The sequence below is a fragment of the Prevotella sp. HUN102 genome (assembly GCF_000688375.1).
In the GTDB taxonomy this organism is placed as follows: domain Bacteria; phylum Bacteroidota; class Bacteroidia; order Bacteroidales; family Bacteroidaceae; genus Prevotella.
This window is the reverse complement of the sequence record NZ_JIAF01000004.1, coordinates 1,160,273-1,186,277: the sequence shown is the minus strand read 5'-3', so window position 1 is coordinate 1,186,277 and position 26,005 is coordinate 1,160,273. Positions and strand designations below refer to the sequence as shown.

Annotated in this window: 20 protein-coding genes and 5 tRNA genes; 7 read left to right on the top strand and 18 right to left on the bottom strand. The window is 47.2% G+C overall.

Annotated elements, in window-relative coordinates; all coding sequences use genetic code 11:
• Position 1 precedes the first annotated feature (1 nt).
• The 14 genes from rplK to P150_RS0109900 form a co-directional block, all read right to left on the bottom strand.
• Positions 2–439, bottom strand: a complete 438-nt coding sequence (gene rplK / locus P150_RS0109975) for a 50S ribosomal protein L11 (protein ID WP_028897552.1) — start codon at positions 437–439, stop codon at positions 2–4.
• 56 nt (positions 440–495) lie between these two features.
• Positions 496–1,041 (bottom strand): transcription termination/antitermination protein NusG, encoded by a 546-nt coding sequence (gene nusG, locus P150_RS0109970; protein ID WP_028897551.1) that lies wholly within the window; start codon positions 1,039–1,041, stop codon positions 496–498.
• Positions 1,042–1,053: 12 nt separating this feature from the next.
• Positions 1,054–1,245: a preprotein translocase subunit SecE gene (gene secE, locus P150_RS0109965; RefSeq protein ID WP_028897550.1), complete on the bottom strand. Its 192-nt coding sequence runs from the start codon at positions 1,243–1,245 to the stop codon at positions 1,054–1,056.
• Between the two features lie 15 nt (positions 1,246–1,260).
• Positions 1,261–1,333, bottom strand: a tRNA-Trp gene (locus P150_RS0109960).
• Between the two features lie 55 nt (positions 1,334–1,388).
• Entirely contained in the window at positions 1,389–2,579 is a 1,191-nt protein-coding gene (tuf, locus tag P150_RS0109955; protein WP_028897549.1) for an elongation factor Tu, read from the bottom strand.
• A 77-nt stretch (positions 2,580–2,656) separates the two neighbouring features.
• A tRNA-Thr gene (locus P150_RS0109950) sits at positions 2,657–2,728 on the bottom strand.
• A 9-nt stretch (positions 2,729–2,737) separates the two neighbouring features.
• Positions 2,738–2,810, bottom strand: a tRNA-Gly gene (locus P150_RS0109945).
• Positions 2,811–2,881: 71 nt separating this feature from the next.
• Positions 2,882–2,963: transfer RNA gene (locus P150_RS0109940), tRNA-Tyr, on the bottom strand.
• A 21-nt stretch (positions 2,964–2,984) separates the two neighbouring features.
• Positions 2,985–3,058: transfer RNA gene (locus P150_RS0109935), tRNA-Thr, on the bottom strand.
• Positions 3,059–3,156: 98 nt separating this feature from the next.
• Positions 3,157–3,456, bottom strand: coding sequence for a ribosome hibernation-promoting factor, HPF/YfiA family (gene hpf, locus P150_RS0109930; RefSeq protein ID WP_028897548.1), 300 nt, complete (start codon positions 3,454–3,456; stop codon positions 3,157–3,159).
• A 23-nt stretch (positions 3,457–3,479) separates the two neighbouring features.
• Positions 3,480–4,364 (bottom strand): tyrosine recombinase XerC, encoded by an 885-nt coding sequence (xerC, locus tag P150_RS0109925; protein ID WP_028897547.1) that lies wholly within the window; start codon positions 4,362–4,364, stop codon positions 3,480–3,482.
• 72 nt (positions 4,365–4,436) lie between these two features.
• Positions 4,437–4,628 (bottom strand): 30S ribosomal protein S21, encoded by a 192-nt coding sequence (rpsU, locus tag P150_RS0109920; protein WP_009012368.1) that lies wholly within the window; start codon positions 4,626–4,628, stop codon positions 4,437–4,439.
• Between the two features lie 1,177 nt (positions 4,629–5,805).
• Complete coding sequence (locus P150_RS0109905) at positions 5,806–9,024, bottom strand: S41 family peptidase (RefSeq protein ID WP_028897545.1); 3,219 nt, start codon at positions 9,022–9,024, stop codon at positions 5,806–5,808.
• A 372-nt stretch (positions 9,025–9,396) separates the two neighbouring features.
• Positions 9,397–11,178, bottom strand: coding sequence for an aminopeptidase P family protein (locus P150_RS0109900; RefSeq protein ID WP_028897544.1), 1,782 nt, complete (start codon positions 11,176–11,178; stop codon positions 9,397–9,399).
• 322 nt (positions 11,179–11,500) lie between these two features.
• Between P150_RS0109900 and P150_RS0109895 the strand changes: the two genes are divergently transcribed.
• From P150_RS0109895 to P150_RS0109885, 3 genes are all read left to right on the top strand, one after another.
• Complete coding sequence (locus P150_RS0109895; protein ID WP_028897543.1) at positions 11,501–12,493, top strand: malate dehydrogenase; 993 nt, start codon at positions 11,501–11,503, stop codon at positions 12,491–12,493.
• A 351-nt stretch (positions 12,494–12,844) separates the two neighbouring features.
• Positions 12,845–13,231, top strand: coding sequence for a hypothetical protein (locus P150_RS0109890; protein WP_155952994.1), 387 nt, complete (start codon positions 12,845–12,847; stop codon positions 13,229–13,231).
• A 280-nt stretch (positions 13,232–13,511) separates the two neighbouring features.
• Positions 13,512–13,901: a hypothetical protein gene (locus P150_RS0109885; RefSeq protein ID WP_028897541.1), complete on the top strand. Its 390-nt coding sequence runs from the start codon at positions 13,512–13,514 to the stop codon at positions 13,899–13,901.
• Positions 13,902–14,580: 679 nt separating this feature from the next.
• Here P150_RS0109885 and P150_RS0109875 read toward each other — a convergent pair.
• The 4 genes from P150_RS0109875 to P150_RS0109860 form a co-directional block, all read right to left on the bottom strand.
• Positions 14,581–17,280: a carboxypeptidase regulatory-like domain-containing protein gene (locus P150_RS0109875; protein ID WP_028897539.1), complete on the bottom strand. Its 2,700-nt coding sequence runs from the start codon at positions 17,278–17,280 to the stop codon at positions 14,581–14,583.
• Positions 17,281–17,370: 90 nt separating this feature from the next.
• Positions 17,371–18,309 carry a FecR family protein gene (locus tag P150_RS0109870; RefSeq protein ID WP_028897538.1) on the bottom strand — a complete coding sequence of 313 codons (939 nt, stop codon included), beginning with the start codon at positions 18,307–18,309 and terminating at the stop codon, positions 17,371–17,373.
• The gene (locus tag P150_RS0109865) at positions 18,306–18,857 is read right to left on the bottom strand and encodes an RNA polymerase sigma-70 factor (RefSeq protein ID WP_028897537.1); all 552 of its coding nucleotides are present in this window, start codon (positions 18,855–18,857) and stop codon (positions 18,306–18,308) included. The genes P150_RS0109870 and P150_RS0109865 overlap by 4 nt, the downstream gene beginning before the upstream one ends.
• A gap of 33 nt (positions 18,858–18,890) precedes the next feature.
• Positions 18,891–19,517, bottom strand: coding sequence for a hypothetical protein (locus tag P150_RS0109860; RefSeq protein WP_028897536.1), 627 nt, complete (start codon positions 19,515–19,517; stop codon positions 18,891–18,893).
• Positions 19,518–20,287: 770 nt separating this feature from the next.
• Between P150_RS0109860 and P150_RS0109855 the strand changes: the two genes are divergently transcribed.
• The 4 genes from P150_RS0109855 (at position 20,288) to P150_RS0109840 (ending at position 25,614) form a co-directional block, all read left to right on the top strand.
• Positions 20,288–21,133, top strand: a complete 846-nt coding sequence (locus tag P150_RS0109855; protein ID WP_028897535.1) for a DUF3737 family protein — start codon at positions 20,288–20,290, stop codon at positions 21,131–21,133.
• 25 nt (positions 21,134–21,158) lie between these two features.
• Positions 21,159–22,322: a MalY/PatB family protein gene (locus P150_RS0109850; RefSeq protein WP_028897534.1), complete on the top strand. Its 1,164-nt coding sequence runs from the start codon at positions 21,159–21,161 to the stop codon at positions 22,320–22,322.
• 246 nt (positions 22,323–22,568) lie between these two features.
• Positions 22,569–25,355 carry a TonB-dependent receptor gene (locus P150_RS0109845; protein WP_028897533.1) on the top strand — a complete coding sequence of 929 codons (2,787 nt, stop codon included), beginning with the start codon at positions 22,569–22,571 and terminating at the stop codon, positions 25,353–25,355.
• Between the two features lie 34 nt (positions 25,356–25,389).
• Complete coding sequence (locus tag P150_RS0109840; RefSeq protein WP_028897532.1) at positions 25,390–25,614, top strand: hypothetical protein; 225 nt, start codon at positions 25,390–25,392, stop codon at positions 25,612–25,614.
• The last annotated feature ends 391 nt before the right edge of the window (positions 25,615–26,005 follow it).

Sequence of the window (26,005 nt, the reverse complement as noted above, 5' to 3'; positions counted from 1 at the left end):
ATTAACCGGGGAAGTCACCCTTTACGGTAATACCCATACTACGTGCTGTACCAGCGATAAGCTTCATTGCGCTCTCTACTGTAAAACAGTTGAGATCTGCCATTTTATCTTCTGCAATAGTCTTGACCTGCTCCCAAGTTACTGATGCAACTTTCTTGCGGTTAGGCTCGCCAGAACCACTCTTAATCTTGGCTGCTTCCATCAACTGCACTGCTGCTGGAGGAGTTTTGATTATAAAGCTGAACGACTTATCGTTGTAGTAAGTGATGACAACTGGCAATACTTTACCAGCCTTATCCTGGGTACGGGCGTTGAACTCCTTGCAAAAACCCATAATGTTGATACCCTTAGAACCCAATGCAGGACCTACGGGAGGGGAAGGATTTGCAGCGCCACCTTTAATCTGTAATTTGATTAATCCAGCTACTTCTTTAGCCATTTTTGTTAATATTTAAAATTTAAAATTATAAAAGAAAGCAGTATTCGTAACAATACTTACTCTTCTTTTGCGACTTGCATAAAACTTAGCTCGAGTGGATTCTGACGTCCGAAAATCATAACCATCACCTTCAGCTTGTGCTTCTCGGCATTCACCTCTTCGATGATACCGTGGAAACCACTGAAAGGACCGTCAGTAACCTTAACAGACTCGCCAACTGTGTAAGGAATATCCTGAATATCTTCCAATTCAGTTTCTTCAACATTACCAAGAAGGCGATTAACCTCAGCCTGACGAACAGGAGTAGGTTCAGACATTCCACCTAGAAATCCCAGAACATTAGGCATAAACCGGAGCACCGAAGCGGTTTCCGAATTCATATTGGCCTGAATAAGCACATAACCGGGAAGACTCAGCTTCTCAGTAACTATGCGCTTTCCATTACGCAAAGATGCGTGACTTTCCTTCGGTAATAAAACCTCAAAGACACGCTCAGCAAGCTTCGCATTCTGTCGCAGTTCAGCATCGATGTATTCTTTCACCTTTGCCTCCTTACCACTTATTGCACGAAGGACATACCATTTCTTATTTGTATCTGCCATTTTCCTAACGATTTAACCCGGATAAACGAAATCCATAGCGTGCTGGAATATAAAATCAAAAACAAACACAACAGCAGCAATGACTAGGGAAGCAGATAATACAACCATTGCACTATGTGTAAGTTCAGCACGTGTCGGCCAAGTAGTTTTATGCGCAAGTTCGTCGTAACAAGCCTTGCAGTAATTAATGAACTTCTTAAACATATTATCTTTCTTTTGCACGGGTTGAAGGGCTCGAACCCTCGACACCTGGTTTTGGAGACCAGTGCTCTACCAACTGAGCTAAACCCGTAGGATAATATTCCCACCCACAGGTAAGTGGGAATATTATTTATTTTCACATCGAATTAATCTTCGAATACTTCTGTAATCTGACCAGAACCTACTGTACGACCACCTTCACGGATAGCGAAACGGAGACCTGGGTTCAAAGCAACAGCGTAGATAAGCTCAACGTTGATTTCTACGTTATCGCCCGGCATAACCATTTCTACGCCTTCTGGCAATGTGATTTCACCTGTACAGTCCATTGTACGGAGATAGAACTGTGGACGATACTTGTTACCGAATGGAGTATGACGACCACCTTCTTCCTTCTTCAACACGTAAACTGTAGCCTTGAACTTCTTAAATGGCTTAATCTGACCTGGGTGGCAAAGTACCATACCACGCTTGATTTCAGCCTTATCGATACCACGGAGGAGCAAACCTACGTTATCACCAGCCTGACCTTCATCAAGGAGCTTACGGAACATTTCAACACCTGTTACAGTAGACTTCTTGTCTTCGCCGAGACCGAGCAGTTCAACTTCATCACCTACGTGGATAACACCAGTCTCGATACGACCAGTAGCAACAGTACCACGACCTGTGATTGAGAATACGTCCTCGATAGGCATCAAGAATGGCTTATCAGTAGCGCGTGGAGGCTCCTGAATCCAGTTATCAACTGTATCCATAAGTTCCATAATCTTGTCAGCCCACTTCTCAACACCGTTCAAACCACCGAGAGCAGAACCGCGAATGATAGGAGTATCTTCTTCGTATTCGTACTGTGTAAGGATTTCTACAAGCTCCATTTCTACGAGCTCGAGCATTTCCTCGTCGTCAACCATATCGCACTTGTTCAAGAAAACAACCAAACGAGGTACGTTTACCTGACGAGCGAGCAATACGTGCTCACGAGTCTGTGGCATAGGACCGTCAGTAGCAGCACAAACCAAGATTGCACCGTCCATCTGAGCAGCACCAGTAACCATGTTCTTCACATAGTCAGCGTGACCCGGACAGTCTACGTGTGCATAGTGACGATTAGCTGTTTCGTACTCAATGTGTGAAGAGTTGATAGTAATACCACGCTCTTTTTCTTCAGGAGCGTTATCAATCTGATCGAAAGACTTAGCTTCTTCGCCACCGAAACCCTTATCGTGAAGAGTCTTTGAAATAGCAGCTGTCAAAGTAGTCTTACCGTGGTCTACGTGACCGATAGTACCAATGTTAACATGCGGCTTGGTACGCTGGAATGTCTCTTTAGCCATAGCTTATTTTTTATTTATAAATGAATAATCTTACTTATTTGTTTTTCCTTACTTCCATTTAAAGAAGAAAAGAGTAGAGCTGTAACTGAGAGTTGAACTCAGGACCTCTTCCTTACCAAGGAAGTGCTCTACCACTGAGCTATTACAGCAAAACTTAGAGCGGAAAACGGGGCTCAAACCCGCGACCCCCAGCTTGGAAGGCTAGTGCTCTATCAACTGAGCTATTTCCGCATTTCACTTAAGACGATTTCTGGCTTTTGGCAAAGAGTCAATCGTAACAGAAGTTAAGTTTTCTAACTGAGTGGGTAGTGATGGATTCGAACCACCGAAGCTAGAAGCAGCAGATTTACAGTCTGCCCCATTTGGCCACTCTGGAAACTACCCGAAGCGCATAAGCGTCTTTTGAGCCTCTTGTCGGATTCGAACCAACGACCCCGAGATTACAAATCACGTGCTCTGGCCAACTGAGCTAAAGAGGCAAGGTTGCAGCCGTAGGCTACTCGCTTTTACACTTGTCGTAAAACGGCTGCAAAGATAATGCTTTATTTTTTAACCTCCAAAAAAATACGGAGATTTTTTAATGTTTTCTTTGTTTTTCCTTTACCTTAGTGAGCTGAACCTTCATAGCATCCAAGCACTGGTCTATTCCTTCCTCGAAGGTGTCGCAGGTTTTTTCCACAAACAATGTGTTACCCGGAACTGCAACCGTGATACTTGTTGTTTTATTTAATGCCGTAGCCGGTTTCTCAACTTTTAATTGCACCTCTACTTTCTGGATGTCTTCGTAAGACTTTTCTAATTTCTCAGCCTTCTTGTTGATAAAGGCTTTCAACTGATCGGTAGCATCGAAATGAATCGACTGAATCTTGATTTCCATAATTACCTCCGCTTTTTAAAAGGTTAAGCCCTTGGGTGGGCATCTTTATAGACTTTCTTCAACTGCTCAAAGGTGGTGTGAGTATAAATCTCCGTCGTGGAGAGACTCTCGTGTCCGAGCAGCTTTTTCACACTTTCCAAACCAGCCTCGTGATTGAGCATTGCCGTGGCGAATGTGTGGCGAAGCACGTGGGGGGTTTTCTTCTTCAATGTAGAAACTCTGGAAAGACTCATCTTTACCAGCTTCCTCACAAGATTCCCCGTCATACGCATTCCCTTTTCAGTAAGGAACAATGCTTCCGACTGCTTCCCTATATCTTCATCGCGCTTCTGCCTGTAAGACTCGATTGCCTCGAAGAGTTCATCGCCGAAAGGAATAATCCGTTGCTTGCCTCTCTTGCCCGTAACCTTGACTTCCCGAGTGATGAGATTTACATCCTTATCGTCCAACCCGGTCAATTCCGAAAGTCGCATTCCTGTCGAGTAGAATGTTATTATTAATGTACGCGCAAGAACATCTATATATTCATCGCCCCACATCTTCAGATCCAAGAGCCGATCCATTTCAGATTCCTTCAGGAACTGAGGCAATGGCTTTTTCTTTTTAGGTCCTTGCAGTTTGTGGGCAGGATCCCGATTTACGAGTTTCCTTCTTAATGCGTACTTGTAGAATGACCGCAGGGTACTGAGCCTCCTGTTCACAGACGTGGCGGCATTGCCTCTGTCCATCATCGCTTCCATCCACGCTCGGATTACATCCGAATCGACAGTCTCCCAAGAGATTTGATTTTCGACATTCCTGAAAAAAAGTTCAAACTCTTTCAAGTCTTCCCCGTAGCTCTGCAAGGTCATAGGCGAATAATTCCGCTCGTCCCGCAGATAGTTCAAGAATCCTTCAATCGTCAGCACATCACAAAAATTTGGTTCTTGGCACGAATTTACGGAAATATATCGAAACTACCAAATTTTGCTCAAGTTTTTTTACTCTTCTGCGTCACGAAGATGCTGTACGTAAACGGCACGCTCCATCTTCAAGCGCTTCTTAACAGAAGGTTTGTCGAACTGCTGACGAGCGCGAAGCTCCTTCACAACACCTGTCTTTTCAAACTTTCTCTTAAACTTCTTGAGCGCTCTTTCGATGTTCTCGCCATCCTTTACTGGTACAATAATCATTTCTTTTTGTTTTAATTATTTAAACGTTAAACATTTGCCGAAGTGGCACGAGCCAACTTTAGCGAGTGCAAAATTACATCTTATTTTCCTAACTGCCAAATATTTGACTTGTTTTTATATTTTTGAGGAGACGAGAAGACGAGGAAACAAGAGGACAAGGAGATTGGCCAAGAATTATACAGCACCTGTGTTACCTTAGTTTATTATACTCTAAAACAAAGAGAGGTAATTTGCTTGTAACCTTGTTCACTCGTCCACTTGTTCACTCGTAAACTCTTTTCCACTTTCTATTTCCTTTCCTTGCTATAAAATTGAAAAAATGCATCTATCAAATTCATTGCCAATATAAACAACCAAAACTTAAATAAATTTGAGTCGTATATATGGCTTATTACTAATCCGAGAATTGATATTGCTGACATTATCCGTGAATCTACAAAGCTACTGATCATCTTAAAATTTCCTTTGAATACCAATATAATGGAACTTATAAATATTATGAAAATCAATGCTGTCAAGAACAGCATAATATTCAAGTAGATATCGGAAAAGCCCATAACAGGCTCAAAAGCAAATAACACAAGAAAAACTATCAGCCCTATTTTAAACCACAAATATTTACTACACATAATGTTTCTTTTCATTTCTTTAATGCCTTTTTTATCTTACAAAGATAAGACATCTTTTCTAACATATTCTCCTTCTCGTTTGTTTTTATTATTTTTCACAAAAATGCCATTTCATTCCCCACAGCACAAGAAAAGTTACAAGACAGATTAACTTATCTGCTTAAAGGATTTGCAACCACTGATTCAAGGGAAAAACAATCTCATTGCGGACGAACAGAAGTGGGAATTTCAAACGTGCGAAGAATGCAGAACAATCTTCGCACGTTTGCAGCGCATTTGTGCGAAGAATGGAACGCAATCTTCGCACAAATGGAAATCGACTTTTTAACAACTGGTTTACAGGCAATTACAAACCGAAAACAGAAATGGCGCATCTTTGAAACTTCTTGCCAAAGATACGCCATTGTGATAAGTATGAAACAGCGTTCGCAACGCTTATTTATCTGAGATTCGCCCGTGTTCAGATGAAAACCAAAGACACGGATAAAAGATGAGATACTGACGGACAGATTATATACTGCCCTATCGTATCGGATAGGTCTCGGTGCCTACTTCTTCATCATTTCCCTTACGGCTCTTTCCAGTTGTCGGTCGTAGCCTTTCAAATAGTCTTCGGGGGTGTTGTAGACTTCGATGTCGGGATTGAGCTGTTGGTTTTCTGCAAAGTTACCGTTCATATCCTGGCAGCCCACCTGCGGAATACCGAATATCATTCCGTTGATGAGCGTTTCCCACCATACGGCAGTCATCGTTCCGGCAACCGGCGCACCGATGAGCTTTCCGATTCCGAGATACTTGTAGATCTGCGGGAATCCCTGTCCGTTGCTGTAATCGTCCTCGCAAATCATCACGCACGAAGGCTTGTTCCATTTGTTGAAGGGGTCCGTACCGATGAATTTTCCGTGAGGAATGAACTTCTGGTATTCTCTGCCGCTCAAGAGTGTGCAGAGATCGTCGTGCAACCATCCACCACCATTGTGGCGTTCGTCCACGATAACGGCATCCTTCGCACGGTTTTCGGCACTGAGCAAATCGCTGTAAACGGTACGGAAGCTCGGACTGTTCATTCCCTTTACGTGAACATAAGCCACACGGCCGCCGGAAATGCTGTCTACGAAAGCACGGTTACGGTCTACCCATCGTTTGTAGAGCAGCTCCTGTTCCTGACTCTTGCTGATGGCCTTGACGGTAACGTCGAAGCGTTTCTTCGTATTCGGATTGAAAACGGAAACACGGATGGGCTTGCCTGCCTTGCCGTCAAGAAGATAGTTGTAGTCCTTGTCCTTGAGAATCTGCTCACCATCAATCTTTTCGATGATGCAACCAGCCTCAACGCCGGTCTTCTTCACGGCGAAAGGTCCGCGCTTTATAACTTCTTCTATCTTCAATCCGTCGCCCGTATGGCTCTGATCGAGGAACAGGCCGAGTGCCGCCGTGTTCAGACTGGGACCGTCGGGATTGAAGCGGGCACCCGTGTGAGAGGCGTTCAGCTCACCGAGCAGTTCGCCGAGCATATCGCGGAAGTCGTAGTTGTTGTTTATATAAGGTAGGAACCGTTCGTAAGTGGTGCGATAGCCTGCCCAGTCCACTCCGTGAATATCCTCCACATAGAACTTGTCTGCCACCTGCTGCCAGATGTGATCGAAGATATAGGCACGCTCCTCGTAGGGCTTGTAGTTGAAACGAGCCTCGAAGTCTACGTTGCTGATGGCGTTCTTGCCCAAGTCCACTTTCTTAATGTTGCGTCGTGCGCAGAGGAAGATGTTCTTGAATGCCTTGTCGGCCTCGAGCGAGCCACTGCCAATATCCTTCAGCACGATTTCCGTCTTGTCTTCCTTCAGGTCGCGTTTCCACAAGTCGTAGCCTCCTTCAAAGGAAGTCTGATAGTAGAGCGTGTCGCCTTTCGGACTCAAAAGGGCATCGCCCAAACGCGAAGAGTTTACCGTGAGGCGCACAATTCTGTCGCGACAGTTCTCCAAATCGAATTGCAACGGCTTCACTTCATCCTTCTTCTTGCCGTCGGTCTTTTTCTTCTTGCTGTCCTTTGCCTTGGTTTCCTCTTCGTTTTTTTTCTTATCCTTCTCGGCAGCATCTGCCAGTTCCTTCTCCTCCTTCGTCATACGGAATCTGTCGTAGGCGTCCAAATCGAAGAACATCAGGTAGGCATCGGTCTCGGCACCCCAGCTTCCGTGGCTGCGATAGCCTGCACGGTCGCTGAAGTAGAGCATAGCCTTGCCTCCGAGTGCCCATTTGGCATAGCCGTCGCTGTATCCGCTCTGGGTAAGATTGTAAGGTTTCTGCTTTCCCGAAGCATCAACGAGGGATATATCGGGATTGTTCCAACCGGCATTTCCCATATAGGGCACGAGCAGCCAACGGCTGTCGGGACTCCACGAGAACCAAATGTCGCCATCCTGATAGGAATAAAGGTCTTTGCCGTCGGTAACGGAAACCACATTCCTGCTCGCAAGATCCAGTACCTTGAGTGCGGCACGGTCTTCATAGAATGCTATCTTCTTGCCGTCGGGACTGTATTTCGGCATCTGCGAAGTCTTGTCGGTCTTGGTAAGCTGTTCTTCCACGAGTTCGGTAGCGTAAGTAAAGTTCTTTTCGCCGGCATTCTTGATTTTCGTCTGATATATCTGCCACAGACCTTTGCGCTCCGAACCGTAGACGATGCCCTTTCCGTCGGGTGCGAAATCTATGTCGCGTTCCTGCTCGGGGGTGTCGGTTATCTGCTTGGTGGTACGGTAGTCGGTCGAAGTAACATATATATCGCCGTGGAGTACGAAGGCTATTTCCTTGCCGCTTGGCGACACCTTGATTTCCGTTGCGCCCGAAGTGAGGATCTGTCGGTCGAGCGTCTGATCTATCCGGTCGGTCGTGATGCTGATGTTCACCTTTTGAGGCTGCCCGCCGTCGCGCACGGTGTAAATCTCTCCGTCGTAGCCGTAGCACAGCAGTCCATTGTCGGCAGCAGTCAGGAAGCGCACGGGGTTGTTCTTGTGATGGGTAAGCTGCGTCTTGCCGCTGCCGTCTATGTTGCGTTTATATATGTTGAAAGTGCCGTCTTCCTCGCTCAGGTAGTAATAGGTATCGGCATTGTTGCTCCAAACCGGCGTGCGGTCCTCGCCGTTGAAGTCGGTAAGTTTTCTGTACTGCCCTTTCCGGTAGAGCCAGATGTCGCGTGCAATGGGCGAACGGTGGTGCTTTCTGAACTTGTCTTCATAACCCTTTTGGTCGTGATAGAGCATATCGCCCGAAGCATTGACGCTCACGTCGAGCATAGGCATCGCCGAAACCATCTTTGCACGACCGCCTTCCACGCTCACTTCATAGGTCTGCGGGAAGGAGTTTGAGGCGAAAAGGATGGACTGCGCCGTGGGCATCTTCACGGCAGAAAACAATATATTTCCGTCATTGGAGAAGGCCATAGGCAGCTCGTCGCCGCTGTCGGTGGTCAATCGTTTGGGCACTCCCCCGTCCTTTCCCATCAGGTAGATGTCCAGACTGCCTTCGCGCGATGAGGCAAAGGCGATTTTCTGTCCGTCCCTGCTCCATACCGGATAGGCGTCGTAGGCGGGATTGGTGGTTAATTGTCGTGCAGTTCCACCGCCGGACGGCACCGTGAAGATGTCGCCCTTGTAGGAAAAGGCGATCGTTTTTCCGTCGGGAGAGATGGCACTGAAGCGCATCCACAATGGATTTTCCTCGGCAGCAGCCGACAGCGAAAGTCCAAGTAAAACTGTTGTCAGTATTTTTTTCATCATAATAGATTTTTGTTCGATTGCAAAAATAAGGATTTTTTTTGAGATTTCTAATGCAGTTGGAAGAAAATATGATATTATATCCCAACAAATATTACGTGATATTTCGACAAATATTACGTGATATTTCGACAAATATTACGTGATATTTCGACAAATATTACGTGATATTCCGGCAAATATTACGTGATATTTCGGCAAATATTACGTGATATTTTGAATATCGGTCGGAATATAGCCCGAAATCAGTAGACAGAATACAAGAAAACAGTCAACTAATTTTGAAATCAGTCGACTGTTTCTGAATGAACTTTCAAACATCAATAAAACATCGGCAGCAGCATTGCTCCCGAAAGCATCGGAAATGGCTGCCTATAATCGGCAATATGCCTTCAGCCATTCGCTTTCCTCGGCTGTCAAATGTGGCGACAAGGTGTCGTAAACGCGCTGATGATAGGCCTTCAACCACTGTATTTCCTCGTCCGTAAGCATAGAGAAATCTATCGGAGCAAGGTCTATCGGAGCAAGTGTGAGCGATTCGAACTGGAGGAAATCGCCGAACTCGGTGCGCTTGTAGGGCTTTATGAGCAGCGTGTTTTCGATACGGACGCCGAACTTGTCTTCGAGATAGATGCCCGGTTCGTTGGTTACCGTCATTCCAGCCACCAACGGCGCAGGTCGCCATTCCATACGAATCTGGTGCGGTCCTTCGTGAACGTTCAGGTAACTGCCCACGCCGTGCCCCGTTCCGTGCATAAAATTGTAGCCCTCGCGCCACATTGCGCCGCGTGCGAAAGCATCAATCTGCGAGCCGCAAGCCCCCGAGGGGAACTTGCACAGGTCTAATTGGATATGGCCTTTCAGCACGAGCGTGTAAATCTTCTTCTGCTCGTCGGTTACCGGTCCGAGGGCGATGGTGCGTGTGATGTCCGTCGTGCCGTCCAGATATTGTGCGCCGCTGTCTATCAGCACCAGTCCTTTCGGCAATACGGGAATGTCGGTTTCGGGAGTGGCCTCGTAATGCACGATTGCGCCGTGCGCCTCATAGCCTACGATAGTGTCGAACGAGATGCCTTTGAACAATGCCTGTTCGGCGCGCAGGCCGGTCAGCTTCGCATCGAGCGACATTTCCGTTTCTCCTCCGGCCTCAACGGCAGGCTTCAGCCACTTCAGAAACTTTACCATAGCCACGCCGTCGCGTATCATTGCATTACGGAATCCCTTTATTTCGGTCTCGTTCTTCACGGCTTTCAGCGCAGGGATGGGCGACGAGCCGTAGACGACTGCCGGACACTTCAGGCATTTTGCCAGTGTGTAGTTCACGGCATCGGCATCCAGCAGAATGTTGTATTCCTCATAATTCGCCAGTCCCTGCTTCACTTCGTCGTATCCTCGAATGGCTATTCCTTCGTCCTTCAGATAGGTTTCCACGTCGGAAGTGAGTTTCGCGCCATCAACAAACAGCGTTGCCTTCGTGGTTGAAATCAGCAGATAAGCCACGAACACGGGATTGCAATGCACGTCGCTGCCGCGGAGATTCAGCGTCCACGCAATATCGTCGAGTGCTGTAACGAGGATTCCGTCGGCGTGCTGCGCCCGTAGAGCCTTTCTGATGCGTTCAATCTTCGAGGATGCCGTCTCGCCGGCGTATTCCATAGGATGCACCACCACTTCGTTCTGCGGAATTGCAGGCCGGTCGGTCCACAATTCTTCCAATGGGTCAAGATTCGTGCGCACGGTGATGCCGCCGCTCTTTCGCATTTCCCCAATCAGTGCTTCAACTTCTGCGTATGAGTTTACGCTCCCGTCTACGCCGATCTCGGGACTTCTCACTTCCGAGAGTTCCGCTGCAAGCCACTCGGCAACGCTCGGCGTACCGGGCATACGCAGTTTCATCAGTTCAAACCCCGTACCGTCGAGCTGTTCGGCGGCAGCGATGAAATACCGTGAGTCGGTCCACAGGGCGGCACCCGTCATCGTTACGACTGCCGTACCGGCAGAACCGTTGAAGCCCGATATCCATTCGCGACCTTTCCAATGGTCGGCCACGTACTCACTGTTGTGCGGATCGGTACTGGGAAATATAAAAGCAGACAGATGTTCGCGCTGCATCAGCTCGCGCAGAGCCGAGATTCTTTCGTTGATTGTGTTCATAGGTTGTTCAAAGTTGTTTTGTTATGGTTTTAAAATATGCAGAACCGGCATCGAGACCCTCTTGTACGGGGCTTTCCGAACGCATTGAAGACTGCGCAGAAAGCAAGATTCCTCAAAGGAATTAACCCTGCAATCCTCCTCCATTCTTCTATTTCGGCACTAAATTAAACAAAAAATGCAATTTCGACTTTGCAATGACCAATGATTTTAAAATAAATAACAATTAATAAGCAAAAGATATTCTATTTTGTTCGCATTTTTTCCTAACTTTGCCGTACCGAAATTTAAAAAGCAATTTTATTTTTAATACAATATAAAAGTTATGGGATTTTTAACTAATGAGAAAATCGTTATCGTCGGTGCAGGCGGTATGATCGGTTCTAATATGGCTCAGAGCGTTCTGACGCTTGGTCTTACTCCAAACGTATGCCTTTATGATATCTTCGAGCCGGGCCTCCACGGCGTGGCAAACGAAATTGCGCAGTGTGGTTTCCCGGGCGCAAACGTTACTTGGACCACCAACCCTGAGGAAGCATTCACAGGTGCCAAGTACATCATTTCTTCTGGTGGTGCTCCACGTAAGGAAGGTATGACACGCGAGGACCTGCTCAAAGGCAACTGCCAGATTGCTGCTGAGTTCGGCGAAAACATCAAGAAGTATTGCCCAGACGTTAAGTTCGTCGTTGTCATCTTCAACCCGGCTGACGTAACTGCGCTTACAGCCCTCATCCATTCAGGCCTGAAGCCAAACCAACTTACCTCTTTGGCTGCGCTCGACTCAACCCGTTTGCAGCAGGCACTCGCATTGGAGTTCGGCGTTCAGCAAGACAAGGTAACAGGTGCGCACACTTACGGCGGGCACGGCGAGCAGATGGCAGTATTCGCTTCTAAGGTAAAGATCGACGGCAAACCATTGTCTGAAATGGGTCTTTCTGAAGAGCGTTGGGCCGAAATCAAGCACAACACCGTTCAGGGTGGCTCGGCAATCATCAAACTTCGCGGCCGCAGCTCATTCCAGAGCCCTGCTCACAACGCTGTGAAGATGATTGAAGCTGCTATGGGTGGCGAGAAGTTCACATTGCCGGCAGGTTGCTACGTGAACAACGACGAGCTCGGATTCCACAATGTAATGATGGCTATGCCGACAGTTATCGACACCGACGGCGTTCACTACGATTTGCCAACCGGTACAGAAGAGGAAATGGCATCTCTCAAGGCTTCTTACGAGCACCTCTGCAAGATGCGTGAGGAAATCATCGGCCTTGGTATCGTTCCGGCAGTTGCTGACTGGAAGAAGGACAACGCAAATCTCTAATACAACAGAGCATTTGCTTTATACAATAAAGGCAATCAACTTCCGTTGATTGCCTTTATTGTTAGTGGACGAGAGGACAAGTTTGTAAGTGGACGAGGGAACAAGGGAACGAGTGGACAAGGAGATTAGGAGACAAGAGAACGAGGGAACGAGTGGACAAGGAGGTTTGCTTGCGCCTCCGTCATTTGAACCTTACTTCTTTCTATCCTTCCAAAGTAATTTGCTTGTCCACTCGTTCCCTTGTCCACTCGTAAACTGGTTTTATCTTTCCTCCTTAAATAATTCACGGAAAATAACGTGGAATCAAAGTAAATGATTATCTTTGCGCAATTTTCAGAGCATCAAGAACAGATGAGGCAACGTTGGCTACATACCATTCTATTGTTTCTGCTGATGTCCTTAGGCGGACTTCAGCAGGCAAATGCTACGTCGCACGCACAGGAAGACGAACGGCAGCAGGCCGAGCAATGGCTCTCTTTTTGCCAAAGCAAGCACAAGCATCAGGCTGTGCTCACAGATTCGTCGCAGCTTCTCCGAATATGCAGTTCGCGCCCCGAAAGAGTTGTGCCGGTTCAGACGGCAGAGTTCAAGGACAATTCCGGGCGAAGATTGTCTTACACCTTTAAAAACATATTCTACCGACATTATCCCGGCGTGCAGACGAATGCCACAAGCAGGATAATGCTCGTGCCTTCTCCGGACTATTACGTCTACCGGCTAAGGCACATTGTTGTTTAGCGTTTTCCTCTCTTCAAGGAGGAAACAAGGAGAAAACCATAGAGAGACAAGCAATTTACCTTGTCCACCCGTTCTCTTGTTTACTCATCCACTTACAAACTTGTCCGCCCGTACCCTTGTCAAAACACCCCAAATTCGGGTTATTTCATTAATTTACAATCAAGTGGGAACAACCCCGCATAGCCCCTAACTCCGACTAAACTCTAATCCAGAGCTATGGGCAGGCTATCGGCTCGTGATGTTCTCCACTTGCAAACCAAACAAAAAAAGCAAAACAACAATGGCAAATATCAATAGCGTAGAAATGAGTTCAGTTCTTTTAAGTGATGCACGTCTTACAGTTAAGAAATCGCTGTTCAGCACAAAGACCATCTACAACCCTTCACAGAGCAACGTTAAGTTCACAAAGAAGGAATATACAATGGAAACAGGTCAGAAAATCGAACAGATACTGAAGGGCAGTACTGCCGAGATTGCAAAGAAAGCTGCGGCTGCTGACAGATTCCAAGACACCGGTTTGGGCAACTACCTGCTTGAAATGGGTGCGTCTGACGACTCCCAACTGGCAGTTTTGAGACTCTATCATTTCGACCAACTGCGCTACAAGCCCGTAACGGACGTATTATGGTTTGAAGGCGATGAAGCCAAGAACATTCTGAACCTCTTCTAACACTCCCGCAATACAGCTCTAAATGGAATAAGAAACGCAAAATCTCTTTGCGGCTTACATATTAATAAAGCTCGTTTGGCAAATGCCAAACGAGCTTTATTGTTTATTTCAAAAGCATCTTTACTTTACATACCATCAAATTATTCATAAAGACATTGTGGTTTTGTAAAAATGGGCTGAATTTCATTCATACAAAGGAATTGACGCTGTGAATAAACTTGACAAAACACGCTCCATAACTTGATTATTTTCGACAAAGGATTTTTATTTTTCAAATACGCAAGTTATGCGTGTGCAAGCATTAAGAGCAGAATACCAGACAAATATAGCTTTTCTAACGGATATGTGCATAGAAAACTGCGTTCAACCCTTCGCAAACAGACCAATAAACCGTACGAAACGGATTGTTTGGGGGCATTTTTCTTCGCACTTTTGCCCTGCATTCTTGCGATAAACGCATTGCAATCTTCGCAAGAATGCAAAACATTCTTCGGAAAAACACATCCAATTCGTCCGAAAAATCAAGTTCAAGCATCCAAACAGGGCGTAATATTCTCTATTTTGTGAAAAAAAACTATGCGTTTTTTGGTAATCGAAATTTACAAAAACACCAAACTTCGGACTTACTCAGAACCCGAAAATACAGGGCTGCAAGTGAATAACTGCGATGGAAGACCGGCTAAAACTTGAAGGTAATGCTGCCGTAAGGGATGCAATGGTTCTTGATTTTCACAGAAAAATAATAGAACAGCTCGTCGTCCGACGGATTTCCGAGGATATTGAACAAGCCGAAACGCAGCAGCAGCTTCTTGTTCTTGTATTCCTTACGGAACGAATAGCTTGCATCTATACGGTAACGGAATGGTTCGCGCTCAGTTCGGAACGTTTCAACGGAGTTTCCTATGTCGTAATAGAAACTGTCGTAGCGCACTTTTCCGGAATGGAGATTGGCTCCCAGCGTTACTGCCGAATGCTTGCAGAAATCATACGAAACGATAGCGTTCAGCACGTGTGGGACATCATAGAGCGAAGGCATCTTTCCCCGTTCGGGAAGTTCGGAAAACCATTCGTGCGTCTTCGACAAGGTGTAGGACAACTGCCAGTTCAGCCGTTTCCACCTGTTATAGAAATACAGGCTCAGACCGAAGCTGTTGCCGTTTCCTGACATTATGTACTTCGACCATTCGCTGTCTTCCAGCATCACATCGGGGCGCAGGGCAAGCAGATTGTGGCGGTGCTTGTAATATGCGAGCACCTCCAATGCGCCCTGCCTGAAATAGTGTTTCCATCCGAACTCGGTGTGATAGGCTTTGCTCGGAGCAAATTTACCGATGCTCGGCATTATGAAATCGAACGATGCAGCAACGTCAGACACGAGAACGTGATGATGGAACTGCTCCATTCTGCCGAGGTTCAGGTAAAGAAGGTCGTTGTTTCCCAAGGAAGTTTTCAGCGAAAGACGGGGCTGAAAACTGAAATATTTCTGATAGTTGTTCGGCTTATACAGAACGCTGTTGAAGCCAATATGCGCGGAAAGCCACGGAATAAGACGCAGACGTGTGTCATAGAACACGGCAAACTGCTTCACGGGTCTGTACTTGTTGCCCATTCCCATTCCGAAGGCTGCCAGTTCGTATCGCTCGTAGTTCCCCTTCAATCCCCAACGCATCTGAAAACGATTGCCGAGATTGTAATCGAACTCCGTTTTCAGGAAGAAAGCCTTGCTGCCGCTTCGCAAGGCGGGAATCGTGTCCACGCCATAATCTTCGGCATTGGCACGGTTCAGGTGTCGGGTGTATGCCATAGAGGCATTGAAAGACATCTTCGGACTGAGCAGCGTATTGAAATGAACGGCGTAGAGCTGATTGTTCCAATGCAGCATTGCATTGTGCCTGTCCTGTTCGGGAAACCGATAGACGTCCGTAGAATTGTATGCCGAGAATTTCAGCGAACTGACAGAATCAATGTCCCAAGCCAATTTCAAGTTGAAATCATAGAAGGTATGGTTGATTCTTTCTTCGTCGGAAACAAAGCCATCGAAGAAATCCAGCCAGCTCCTACGGCCTGCAACAAGATAGGAAACCTTGTCTTTCACTATCGGACCTTCAAGCACAGCCGATGCCGCCGGCATATACAAGGAGAGCGTATTCACGAAGGTGGTCTTGTTTCCATCGCGCAACCGGACATCCGTTGCCGACGAAAGGCGGCCCTCGTACTGGGTGGGAATAAAACTGTTGTAGAAAGAAACGCTCTTGATGGCATCGCCGTTGAAGGTGGGCAGCATCGTGTTGAGATGGTTGGTATTGTGCAACGGAAAGCCTTCCAAGAGCATAAGGTTCTCGTCTACCGCACCACCGGACACGCTGAAGCCTACGTTTACGGCACCTTTTGACACACCCGGCAACACCTTTATCTGAGAAAACAGGTCGGCATTGCTGAAGGTGATCAGGTTGGAAGGTGCCACTTCGTCGAGTTCCTCCTTACTTTTACGACGCTGCACCTGCACATTCTTGATTTCATAAGGGATGGCTACAAGCGGAATGGTCATTACCCTGTCGGACTGCAAGGCTATTTCCTGACTCGAAGCATTGTATCCCATATAGCTTGCAGACAAGTGATAGGAGCCGGGCGTAAGATTAATGTTGAAGAAACCGTTGATATCTGTTACTGCATAGTGGTAGTTTCCGTCTTTGTCCGTAACCATCAAAGTGGCTCCCATCAGCTTTTCGCCACTGCCTTCTTCCTCTACTATGCCCGTAAGATTGCAAGTGCGCTTGCGCAGAATATTGATAAAAAGCGTCCGGTTGCCCTGTCGGGAGAGTTTGTAGTCGTAATGCTTCAGCAGAACTGCCACAAGGTCTTTCAGCAATATCTGTCCTTTCCGCTCGAACTTCACGGTTTCCTCAAAGTCGATAACGTCAGGTGTGTAGTGCAAGGACAGCTTTCCTTGGCTCTCGATTCTGCCGAACCAAGTTTTAATCGTTGCAGGGTTGTCGTCCACGTTGATAACAGTTTGCTCCAACGGAACGGCTTTCGCAGCCGTGTTTTCGGCAGTCGGCACGGATTTTCTCTGCACCTGAATCAGGAGTTTGCGACCCTCCATCGGAATCAGCCGGTAATCATAGTCCGACAACAGGAATTTCAGCAACTGCTCCACCGTCATTTTCCCTTTCACACCCAATGAAACCCTCTTGCTGAGGTCTATCATCGAAGGGTTATAGGACAGCACAATATTTGCCTGCTTCTCAATTCTGCCGAACCATAAATGCACAGTAGCAGGAGAAGCGTCCACCCGGACAACCTCTTCTGCCACTGTTTTTTGCCCGTTCGCCGCCAGTGTGGCAAACATAAGCAGTAATGTCAATATATACTTCAGCATCAAAGCCAATGGAGTTGTGATAAAGAAACTCCCTTAAATTCGTTTGTCTATATACTTCCGCGAGCCGTTCCCGCGCCAACCGGCACACACCTATTTCTTATAGATGCGATAGTGCAGGGGCGAAATAGAGTCGTAGGTGCAGTTGCAGAGCAGAGAAAGCTCCCTGACAGCGTCTATCGGAGCAGATATGTTGAGCTTGGTGGTAACGGTATTGTCGGAAATACCACTTCCCATTTCAATTCTAACGTCCATATCCTTCTCTATCTTCTTGACTGCATCGGCGATAGGTGTCTTGTCGAAAACGAAGGTCTGCACCTTTTTATTGTCATCGAGCACTTCTTTTTCTCCCAAGTTTCCATCCGAAACAGTTACCTTTTCGCCCTTAACGAGCACGATTTCCTCTGAATTGGTAGACACTTTCACACGTCCGTCGCTCACAGTTACCGACCGGTTTCCTTGCGAATCGCCTCCAATCGTGAACGATGTGCCCAGCACTTCCACTTTCAAATCCTCCGACTCCACCACGAAATCCTTGCCATCGTGCGTAACGTCGAAGAAAGCATCACCGTTCAGTTCCACCTTTCTCGCTCCCTCGCTCTCCGTATAGGCGAGAGAGGCATAAGGATAGAGCACCACACGCGAGCCATCGGGCAGAGAAATCTCCTTCTTCTGTTCCAAGTTGTTGGCGAACTGCTTTTCAATCGTACCGAAAAGGTTATTGTAAGCAAAAAGACCTACGCCCAGAAGGAGCAGCAACGAGGCCGCAACGGCAAGGACAGGATAGAGCCGACGCAGCAGAGGACGGCTTTCCTCAGCCTGTAATTGCGCCTCAACCTTTTCCCACGCAGCCGTCGTGTCCACGCCTACAAGGCGTTCCTCACGTATGCCGCCAAGCAGACTTGAAAGCTGTCCGTAATCTTTCGGATTGTCTTTTCGGTATTCCTCCAATGCCGATAGTTCAGCATCGGAGAGCGGTTCATTGGCAAAGTGGCGAGCTAATATGTTGTCTATGTCTTTTAGATTGGTCATAATTTTGTTGCAATAAAGTTTGAAAGTGTGATAATTATCATTAGTATTGGGTGTTCAGCAACGAACGAACGCAGTACCTTGATGGCTTTCCCCATGTGGTTTTCAACCGTCTTTTCCGATATTCCAAGCTCTGCGGCAATGTCCTTGTAGCGCATTTTCTGGAGCTTGCTCATCATAAACACCTCACGACACTTCGGTGGAAGCTGTTCAAGCAGCCCATCGAGCATCTGCCGGTAATCGGCAGTCTTGTCTTCTTCGGTGCTCACATCTGCAAGTGCTGTCGGTTTGTCATCTACTGACACTGTGTCAAAAAATCTCCGTCGGCGCAAGAAGGTAAGACAATTATTTCGGACGGACATATTCAGATAAGCGGCAAACTCCTCTTCAGGAAGTTCATCCTTGCCCTTGTTCCATACATTCACGAAAAGGTCTTGCACGACATCCTCGCAATCGTCATCGTCAGGAATATATCCACTTGCTATCCTACACAGCTTGGGATAGTATTTCTCGAATCTTTTTCTAAATTGTTCTTTTCTTCTATTGTCCATATACAGAGAGAGGTTTTCAGGAAGCAGCGAATGCTATAACCTAACACTCACTCCTGCCGTAACAAAGCCTTTATAGCCAACGCCAGCTTCGAGCACACCACCGATACGGTCGTTTCCCACGCGCATTGCCACCGGATTTACCTGAAATGCAAATTCTGCCGAGTTGCTACGCTCCGTTTTTGCACGCTTTCTGCCTGCATCGGTCAGCCCTTTCTTGCTGAAACTCGTAATATCAACGCCTGCGGCAAGCGAGCCATAAATCTCTATCAGTCCACCTTTGTAGTAAACCATTTCGGCAACGGGCATCACGAGGAAATTGAGTTGTGTTTTTTCCACTTCGGGCAATGCGTCCTTTGTATTGTCGATCCACTTTGCACTTGCCGTGGCGAACCCTAAATCAACGCCCAACCGGCAGCGTCTGACGTGTCGGCGATAGCCTATTCCCATCACGCCGCTGCATCTTTCGTCCGTATGTTTTGTTCCGGTCAGCGCATCGCTGATGCCCATTCCCCAGGAACTTGCCGTTCCAAGTGTCAGCCCATCGCTATATCCTATTCGGATTTCATTGAGATTTTCCGAAGCATACTTGCCAGTCTGTGCGTCTGCTTGTCCTAAGCCTATTAGGCAGCACAAAGATAGTGCAAATACTTTAAACTTCATAGTCTTTTCTTTTTTAAGTGGTTTATATTCGCTTCACACGTTACATATCAACCAATATTTATTTCACTTATAACGCCTTCGTCCGAAAATACCCCTATTCCATCAATGCCAAATACTGCTTTATTGGGCAGAATCCGTAAAAATGACAAATACAAACAGAGTATTTACCTCAGTTTGGGATAAGATTACAAAGAATGCTCTCACAGATTTCGCCGAAGCGCAGCGATTGTCTTCCCACAGCTTTTCAGCCGTTATACATATATAATAGGTAATACGTGCCCTTCTGAGATGCTTGCATTGCCTGTAATGGAAGCAATAGCTGCGATGCTGCAACATTTCTGCCCATCGGTTCCAACTCATCTCGCAAATACCTGATAATCAAGCATTATTTTATCGGTTTTCATTCTTGCGAAGAATGCAGCGCAATCTTCGCAAAAACGCAACGCAATCTTGCGAAGAATGGAATGCAATCTTCGCAAGATTGCAAACCGTTCGCATTTACCCCTCTTCCGAACCGACTGAAACTCATTAAAAAAAACAAGCGAAAAGCGCACGCAAAGACAGCCACACGCACATCTTGAACATCCTTGCAACCCTGTTCGCTTGCAGCCTTGCCGGCTACCGGGGCAGGCTTATTCCGAAGGCTGACAATTATAGAATTTTAAACAACACAGCATTAAACCTTTCGCGTTTGGCACTGTCTTTGTTAATAGTGATAACAGACAAAAACTATAAATACAGGTTTTCCGGACAGGAAACCAACTGACTATATGGAAATAATAAAAGACAAGAAATTCGGAGGCGAACGTCCTCTGTTCGGCGCAAAGAACATGCGTCTGGAGAATATTGAAATCGTTGATGGCGAATCGGGCATCAAGTGTTGTGAAAATCTGGAATGCGACAATTCCAAATTCTATGGTAAATATCCTTGGTGGCACGTGGACAAGAGCCTCATCACCAACTGCTACTTTGCACCCAGCTCCCGTTCGGCCATCTGGTATGCCAACGATATGGTAATGAAAGACTGCGTTATAGACGGTCCGAAGTTCTTCCGCGAAATGAAGAACCTTGAACTGGAGAACGTCAAGATTAACGATGCTGACGAAACATTCTGGAAGGTGGACGGACTGAAGCTCAAGAACGTGGAACTACACGAAGGCACCTATCCGTTTATGTTCTCAAAGAATATCTACGTAGACGGACTGACGTCAGACGCTAAGTATGTCTTCCAGTATTGCGAGAACGTTGAGGTTCACAATGCGAAAATCGTAACCAAAGACTCATTCTGGGAATGTGAGAACGTTACTATTTACGACTCCGAACTCAACGGCGAATACCTTGCTTGGCACAGCAAGAACGTGAAACTCGTGCGCTGCCACATCAGCGGCGAGCAGCCATTGTGCTATCTCGACGGCATCACGCTCGAAGACTGTACGTTCGATGCCGAATGCGACCGCGCATTTGAGGACAGCCGCAACATCAACGCCACGATTAAAGGCGCAATCACAGAGATAAAGAATCCTATTTCGGGCAAGATCGTTGCCGACAAGGTGGGCAGAATCACTTACGACGAATATGCAAAAGGCAAGGACTGCATCATCGAAAGCAAGGAATAAGCATCTGAACGGAAACAAGAAATCTATGGGAAAGTATAATTTCGACGAGACAGTCGTGCGCCGCGGCACGAACAGCGTAAAGTGGGACGAGGAGAAGGAAGACGGCATTATCCCGATGTGGGTGGCCGATATGGACTTCTCCGCTGCGCCCGCCATACGCAAAGCCGTTGAAGACAGGGCACGGCACGGCGTTTTCGGCTATGCGATAGTTCCCGACAGCTACTACGACGCCATAACCAAATGGTTCAGGCGTCGCCACGACTGGGAAATCAGCAGCGAATGGATTATCTACACCACCGGCGTCATCCCTGCCATCAGCGCATCTATCAAGGCGTTGGCAATGCCCGGCGAGAAAGTGATTATCCAGACACCGGTCTACAACTGTTTCTTCTCGAGCATCATCAATCAGGGGTGTCAGATTCTCGAAAGCCCGTTGAAGCGTGAGAACGACACCTACGTGATGGACTGGGACGACTTTGAAGCGAAGTGTGCCGACGAGAAAGCAACGGTTTTCCTCCTCTGCAATCCCCACAATCCGAGCGGACGTGTATGGCAAAAGGACGAGTTGGAACGGATGAACGAAATCTGCCTGCGCCACAATGTTGCCGTAGTGAGCGACGAGATTCATTGCGAACTCATTATGCCGGGCCATAAGTTCACACCTTTTGCAAGCGTGAGCAAAGCCTGTTCGCAGAACTGCGTTACGCTCAACTCGCCTACAAAGAACTTCAACATCGCAGGCCTGCAGATTGCAAACGTGATTTGCGAAGACGCCGTTTGGCGCAGAAGAATCAACAGAGCCATCAACATATTTGAAGTTTGCGACGTGAATCCTTTCGGACCGGTGGCACTCGAAGCCGCCTACAACGAAAGTGAAGACTGGATGGACGAACTCAACGAATATCTCTACAACAACTACAAGTTGCTGAAGGAAACTTTCGCCAGCGAATTGCCCGAATTTGAGGTTCTGAAACTGGAAGGAACTTATCTGGTATGGGTAAACATCACTTCATCCGGGCTTACTTCCGAGGCATTGACAGCCAAATTGCTTAAAGAAGGAAAGGTGCAGATAAACAGCGGAACGCTATACGGCGAAAAAGACGGCGAAGGCTATATCAGAATCAATATTGCCTGCCCTCGCGCTACGCTGAAGGAAGGACTTCAACGAATTGTTCAGACGCTGAAATAAAAGCTGCCATAAAGGGCAGAATGCTGACTGAAACTCATCAAAGGGTGCTAAGCCGACAAGGTTAGCACCTTTTGTATTTTATCAATCTATTCCTTAATATTCCCCCTCTCGCCTGCTTTCGGACTTCAAAGGGAATAAATATGTTAATTTGTTATAATTTAATAGGGGGGGGTAAACATTTTGGTTAAAAATCGTATCTTTGCAAAACAAATGTAATAATAACCGTCCTAAAACAACTATGAGCCTATGAAAGCAAAGGAAATCCTATTCACCATTCTCACTGCCATACTGGCATACGTGCCGATTGGCGCACGTGCAGACATTTTTACCGGCAAGGCCGTGGACGAAAAGACGGGCGAGCCGCTCGCAATGGCATCCGTCAAGGTGGAAACGAAGATGGATGGTTCCACTTACATCAGCAATTATTCCACCGATTCATTGGGCAACTTTGCCGTGCGGAGCTACCACGAGGGCAGAGCAGTGGTTACGGTGAGTATGATTGGCTACCACAACGCAAAGAAAAGAACCTATTGCGGGAGTGGAAACGCTACCGACACGATACGCCTTGGAGAGTTCAGACTGAAGCCTTCCGACGTGCTGCTCAATGAAGTTGTGGTTTCCACAAAGGCCAAACGCTTCACGATGCAGGGCGACACCATCGTGTTCAACCCCGCCGCATTCAAGCTCCAAGAGGGCGCAAGGCTCAAGGAACTCATAGAAAAGCTGCCCGGCGTGGTGCAGAAAGACGGTAAACTCTACTGGAACGACAAGCCGCTGCGCCTCCAGATGAACGGACGCGACATCTTCGGGGGCAGCGGAATAGTGGCAGACTTGCCGGCAGAGGCTGTGCAGAACATCAAGAGCTACAACAAGGCGACCGAATTTGCCAAGCATACAGGCAAGGACGACGGCAACGAAGACCAAGTGCTCGACATCAAGATAAAGGCGGGCTTTATGGACAAATGGTACGGCGACATCAGAACTTCCCTGCAATCGCCCAAAGGCTATCAGGCAAGCATCAAGGCATCGCGCCTCAGCGACAGGAATCCCGTAATGTTCAGCTTCGACACCAACAACATCAACCGGTATGAGAAGATGGGAACCAACTGGATGAGCAACGGCGACATAGACTATTTCGGCAAGGCGCAGAACGCCTCGCTGGGCTATCAGCACAACTTCAAGTCAGGCGGAAAGGACAACAACTATGTCGCCGCGACTTCCAACTTCAACCACATTGACGGATGGGGAACCGACTATTCCGCCGCACAATACTTCTCGCCCAACAACGTTACTACGTGGAGCCTGAACCGAAACAGCCACTACAAACACGAAATTACGCCAAAGCTTTCACTCGATCTCTATACCTATCTCACCGAGAAGGATTTTATTTTGTCATCCCTGACGTTCAACTATTCACAGAAAAGAAACAACTCGGAGAGCGGCAGCGTGCGTCTGGATACCGAGACCAAGCCATACGGCGACTTTCCCTTAGACCTTTTGCTCTCGGCAGGCGCAAGCGATGCTGCCTACCGGCACCTCATCAACAGGGAACGCACCTATCAGCAGAACATTCAGGAGGGAACGACAACGGACTTCAAAGTGTATTGGACGCACTTCTTGGGCAAGAAAGGGCAACTCGTCTTCAATACCAACCTTGCATATTCCAACGGAAACGACCGTTTCAGTTCGCACCGTGAATTGGAATACATCAGGCAGAACATCGCTTCGCCACTCTATCAGTACAGCCGCTCACCCCATCACAACCTGACCTTCAGTGGATACGGACTCATAAAATACAACATCAGCGACGCGCTCCTGTTTCAGGCAAGCCAAGAGTTCGGGATAATAAACGACAAGGTGCGAAAGCAATCCTATCGTTCCGACGTGGAATCGAGGATAGAGACCGACCCTGAAAGCACGATAGACCAAGCCAACAGCTTCAGCAGCAGAAAACAGCATACAAAAGGACGAACCAACGCAAGCGTTATCTACAAGACCGGCAACTGGCAGTTCACTCCCACAATGTGGCTGACCCTCGAACAGGAGAAGCTCGACTATCAGCGCGGGCAGCTCGACACAATTGCCAACCGGAACAGCACCAAATTCATACCACAGATGGAAGTGAAGTGGAAGATGGACAAATCCAACCGACTGGACTTTAAATTCCTCTACAACACCGAATTGCCCGACCTGCTCTCAACGCTGAACTACCGAGACGACACCGATCCGTTCTGGATAGTGGAGGGAAATCCGAGGCTCCACCGCAGCCATTCGCACAGCACCTCGCTCACCTACACACGGACGCTCGACAAACAGCAGGCAATGATGCTCTTCAAAGTGATATACGCGTATAATATCCACCCGATAGCAACCGTCTATAACTTCGATCCGCAGACAGGTATCTACCGGAGCCACAGCGAGAACGTGAAAAGCGGCAACACGTGGTATATGGAAATGGTCTACGACAAGAGCTTCGGCGACTACATCAACCTATCAACCAAGGCTGCTGCCAACTTCAGCAAGTCGTATGGCTATCTTGCCGCATTCGACAGAAACATCGTTCAGGAGCAGAACCAAATGAAAGTGTTCAGCCTGAACCTTGACCCAAAACTCTCTTACGAGCGCGACTGGCTGCAACTGGAGCTTTCCGGAAATATGAATCTCCAACGCAACCGATACTCTCTTGCGAGCCAGTACAACAGCACGCCCATCCGATACACCTACGGACTGAACGCAACGGCGAAACTGAAGCATTGGGAGTTCAACACGGAGATATACGACAAGGCCGCAACAGGCTATCTCGCACCCGAACTGAACCGACACCGGCTGCTCTGGGACGCCACCGTCCGTTACCTCCTCAACAAGAAAAAGGGTTGGATTGGCATCAGCTTCGATGACATACTCAACCAGAAGCGCGACTATTCTGCCATCATAGATTCCTCGCAGCACAAGGAAGACTGGAATGAGAGTATGCACCACTTCGTGAAACTCACCTTCAATTATCACTTCGATGCGAAAGGCAAGAAGGAATGAGAGAATCTAAGGAAACAAGTTTACAAGGGGACGAGTGGACAAGTGGATTAGTTTACGAGAGAACGAGAAGACAAGTGAACAAGGAGACAAGTTTACAAGGAAACAAGTGGACGAGGAAACAAGTTTAAGAGAGGGCAAGTGGACAGGGAAACAAGTTTACAAGGAAACGAGTGGACGAGGAAATAAGTTTACGAGAGGACGAGTGAACGAAGAGACAAGTCTGCAAAGGAAACCAATCCACAAAAAGATGAATCAATAAGAAGACGAAAAGAAGAAGATAGCAAAAAGGGATGTGCCACGGCACGTCCCTTTTCCTTTTTAAGAGCGAAACGTGAACCATTCTCCGAGCTTAGGGCTTCCATTGCTCCACAATAGGAACTATATCTTCCCTTATATAGGACTTACAATGCTGAATATAGGGAAACGATATTAGTTTCATAGCTTTAAGACTATTGTTTCATAGCTTTGAGACAGTTGTCTCATAATTATGAAACTTACACAGATACCTAATATTAACAAATGCGAAAGCTAAGGAAAGCAATTCATTCTCCCTATATACGCAGATATGGAATAATACAAAATCGCAGCAATCCCGTTTGGGATTGCTGCGATTCCATATTGTTTCTCGTTGCTCCTGTTCAACGCTTTCA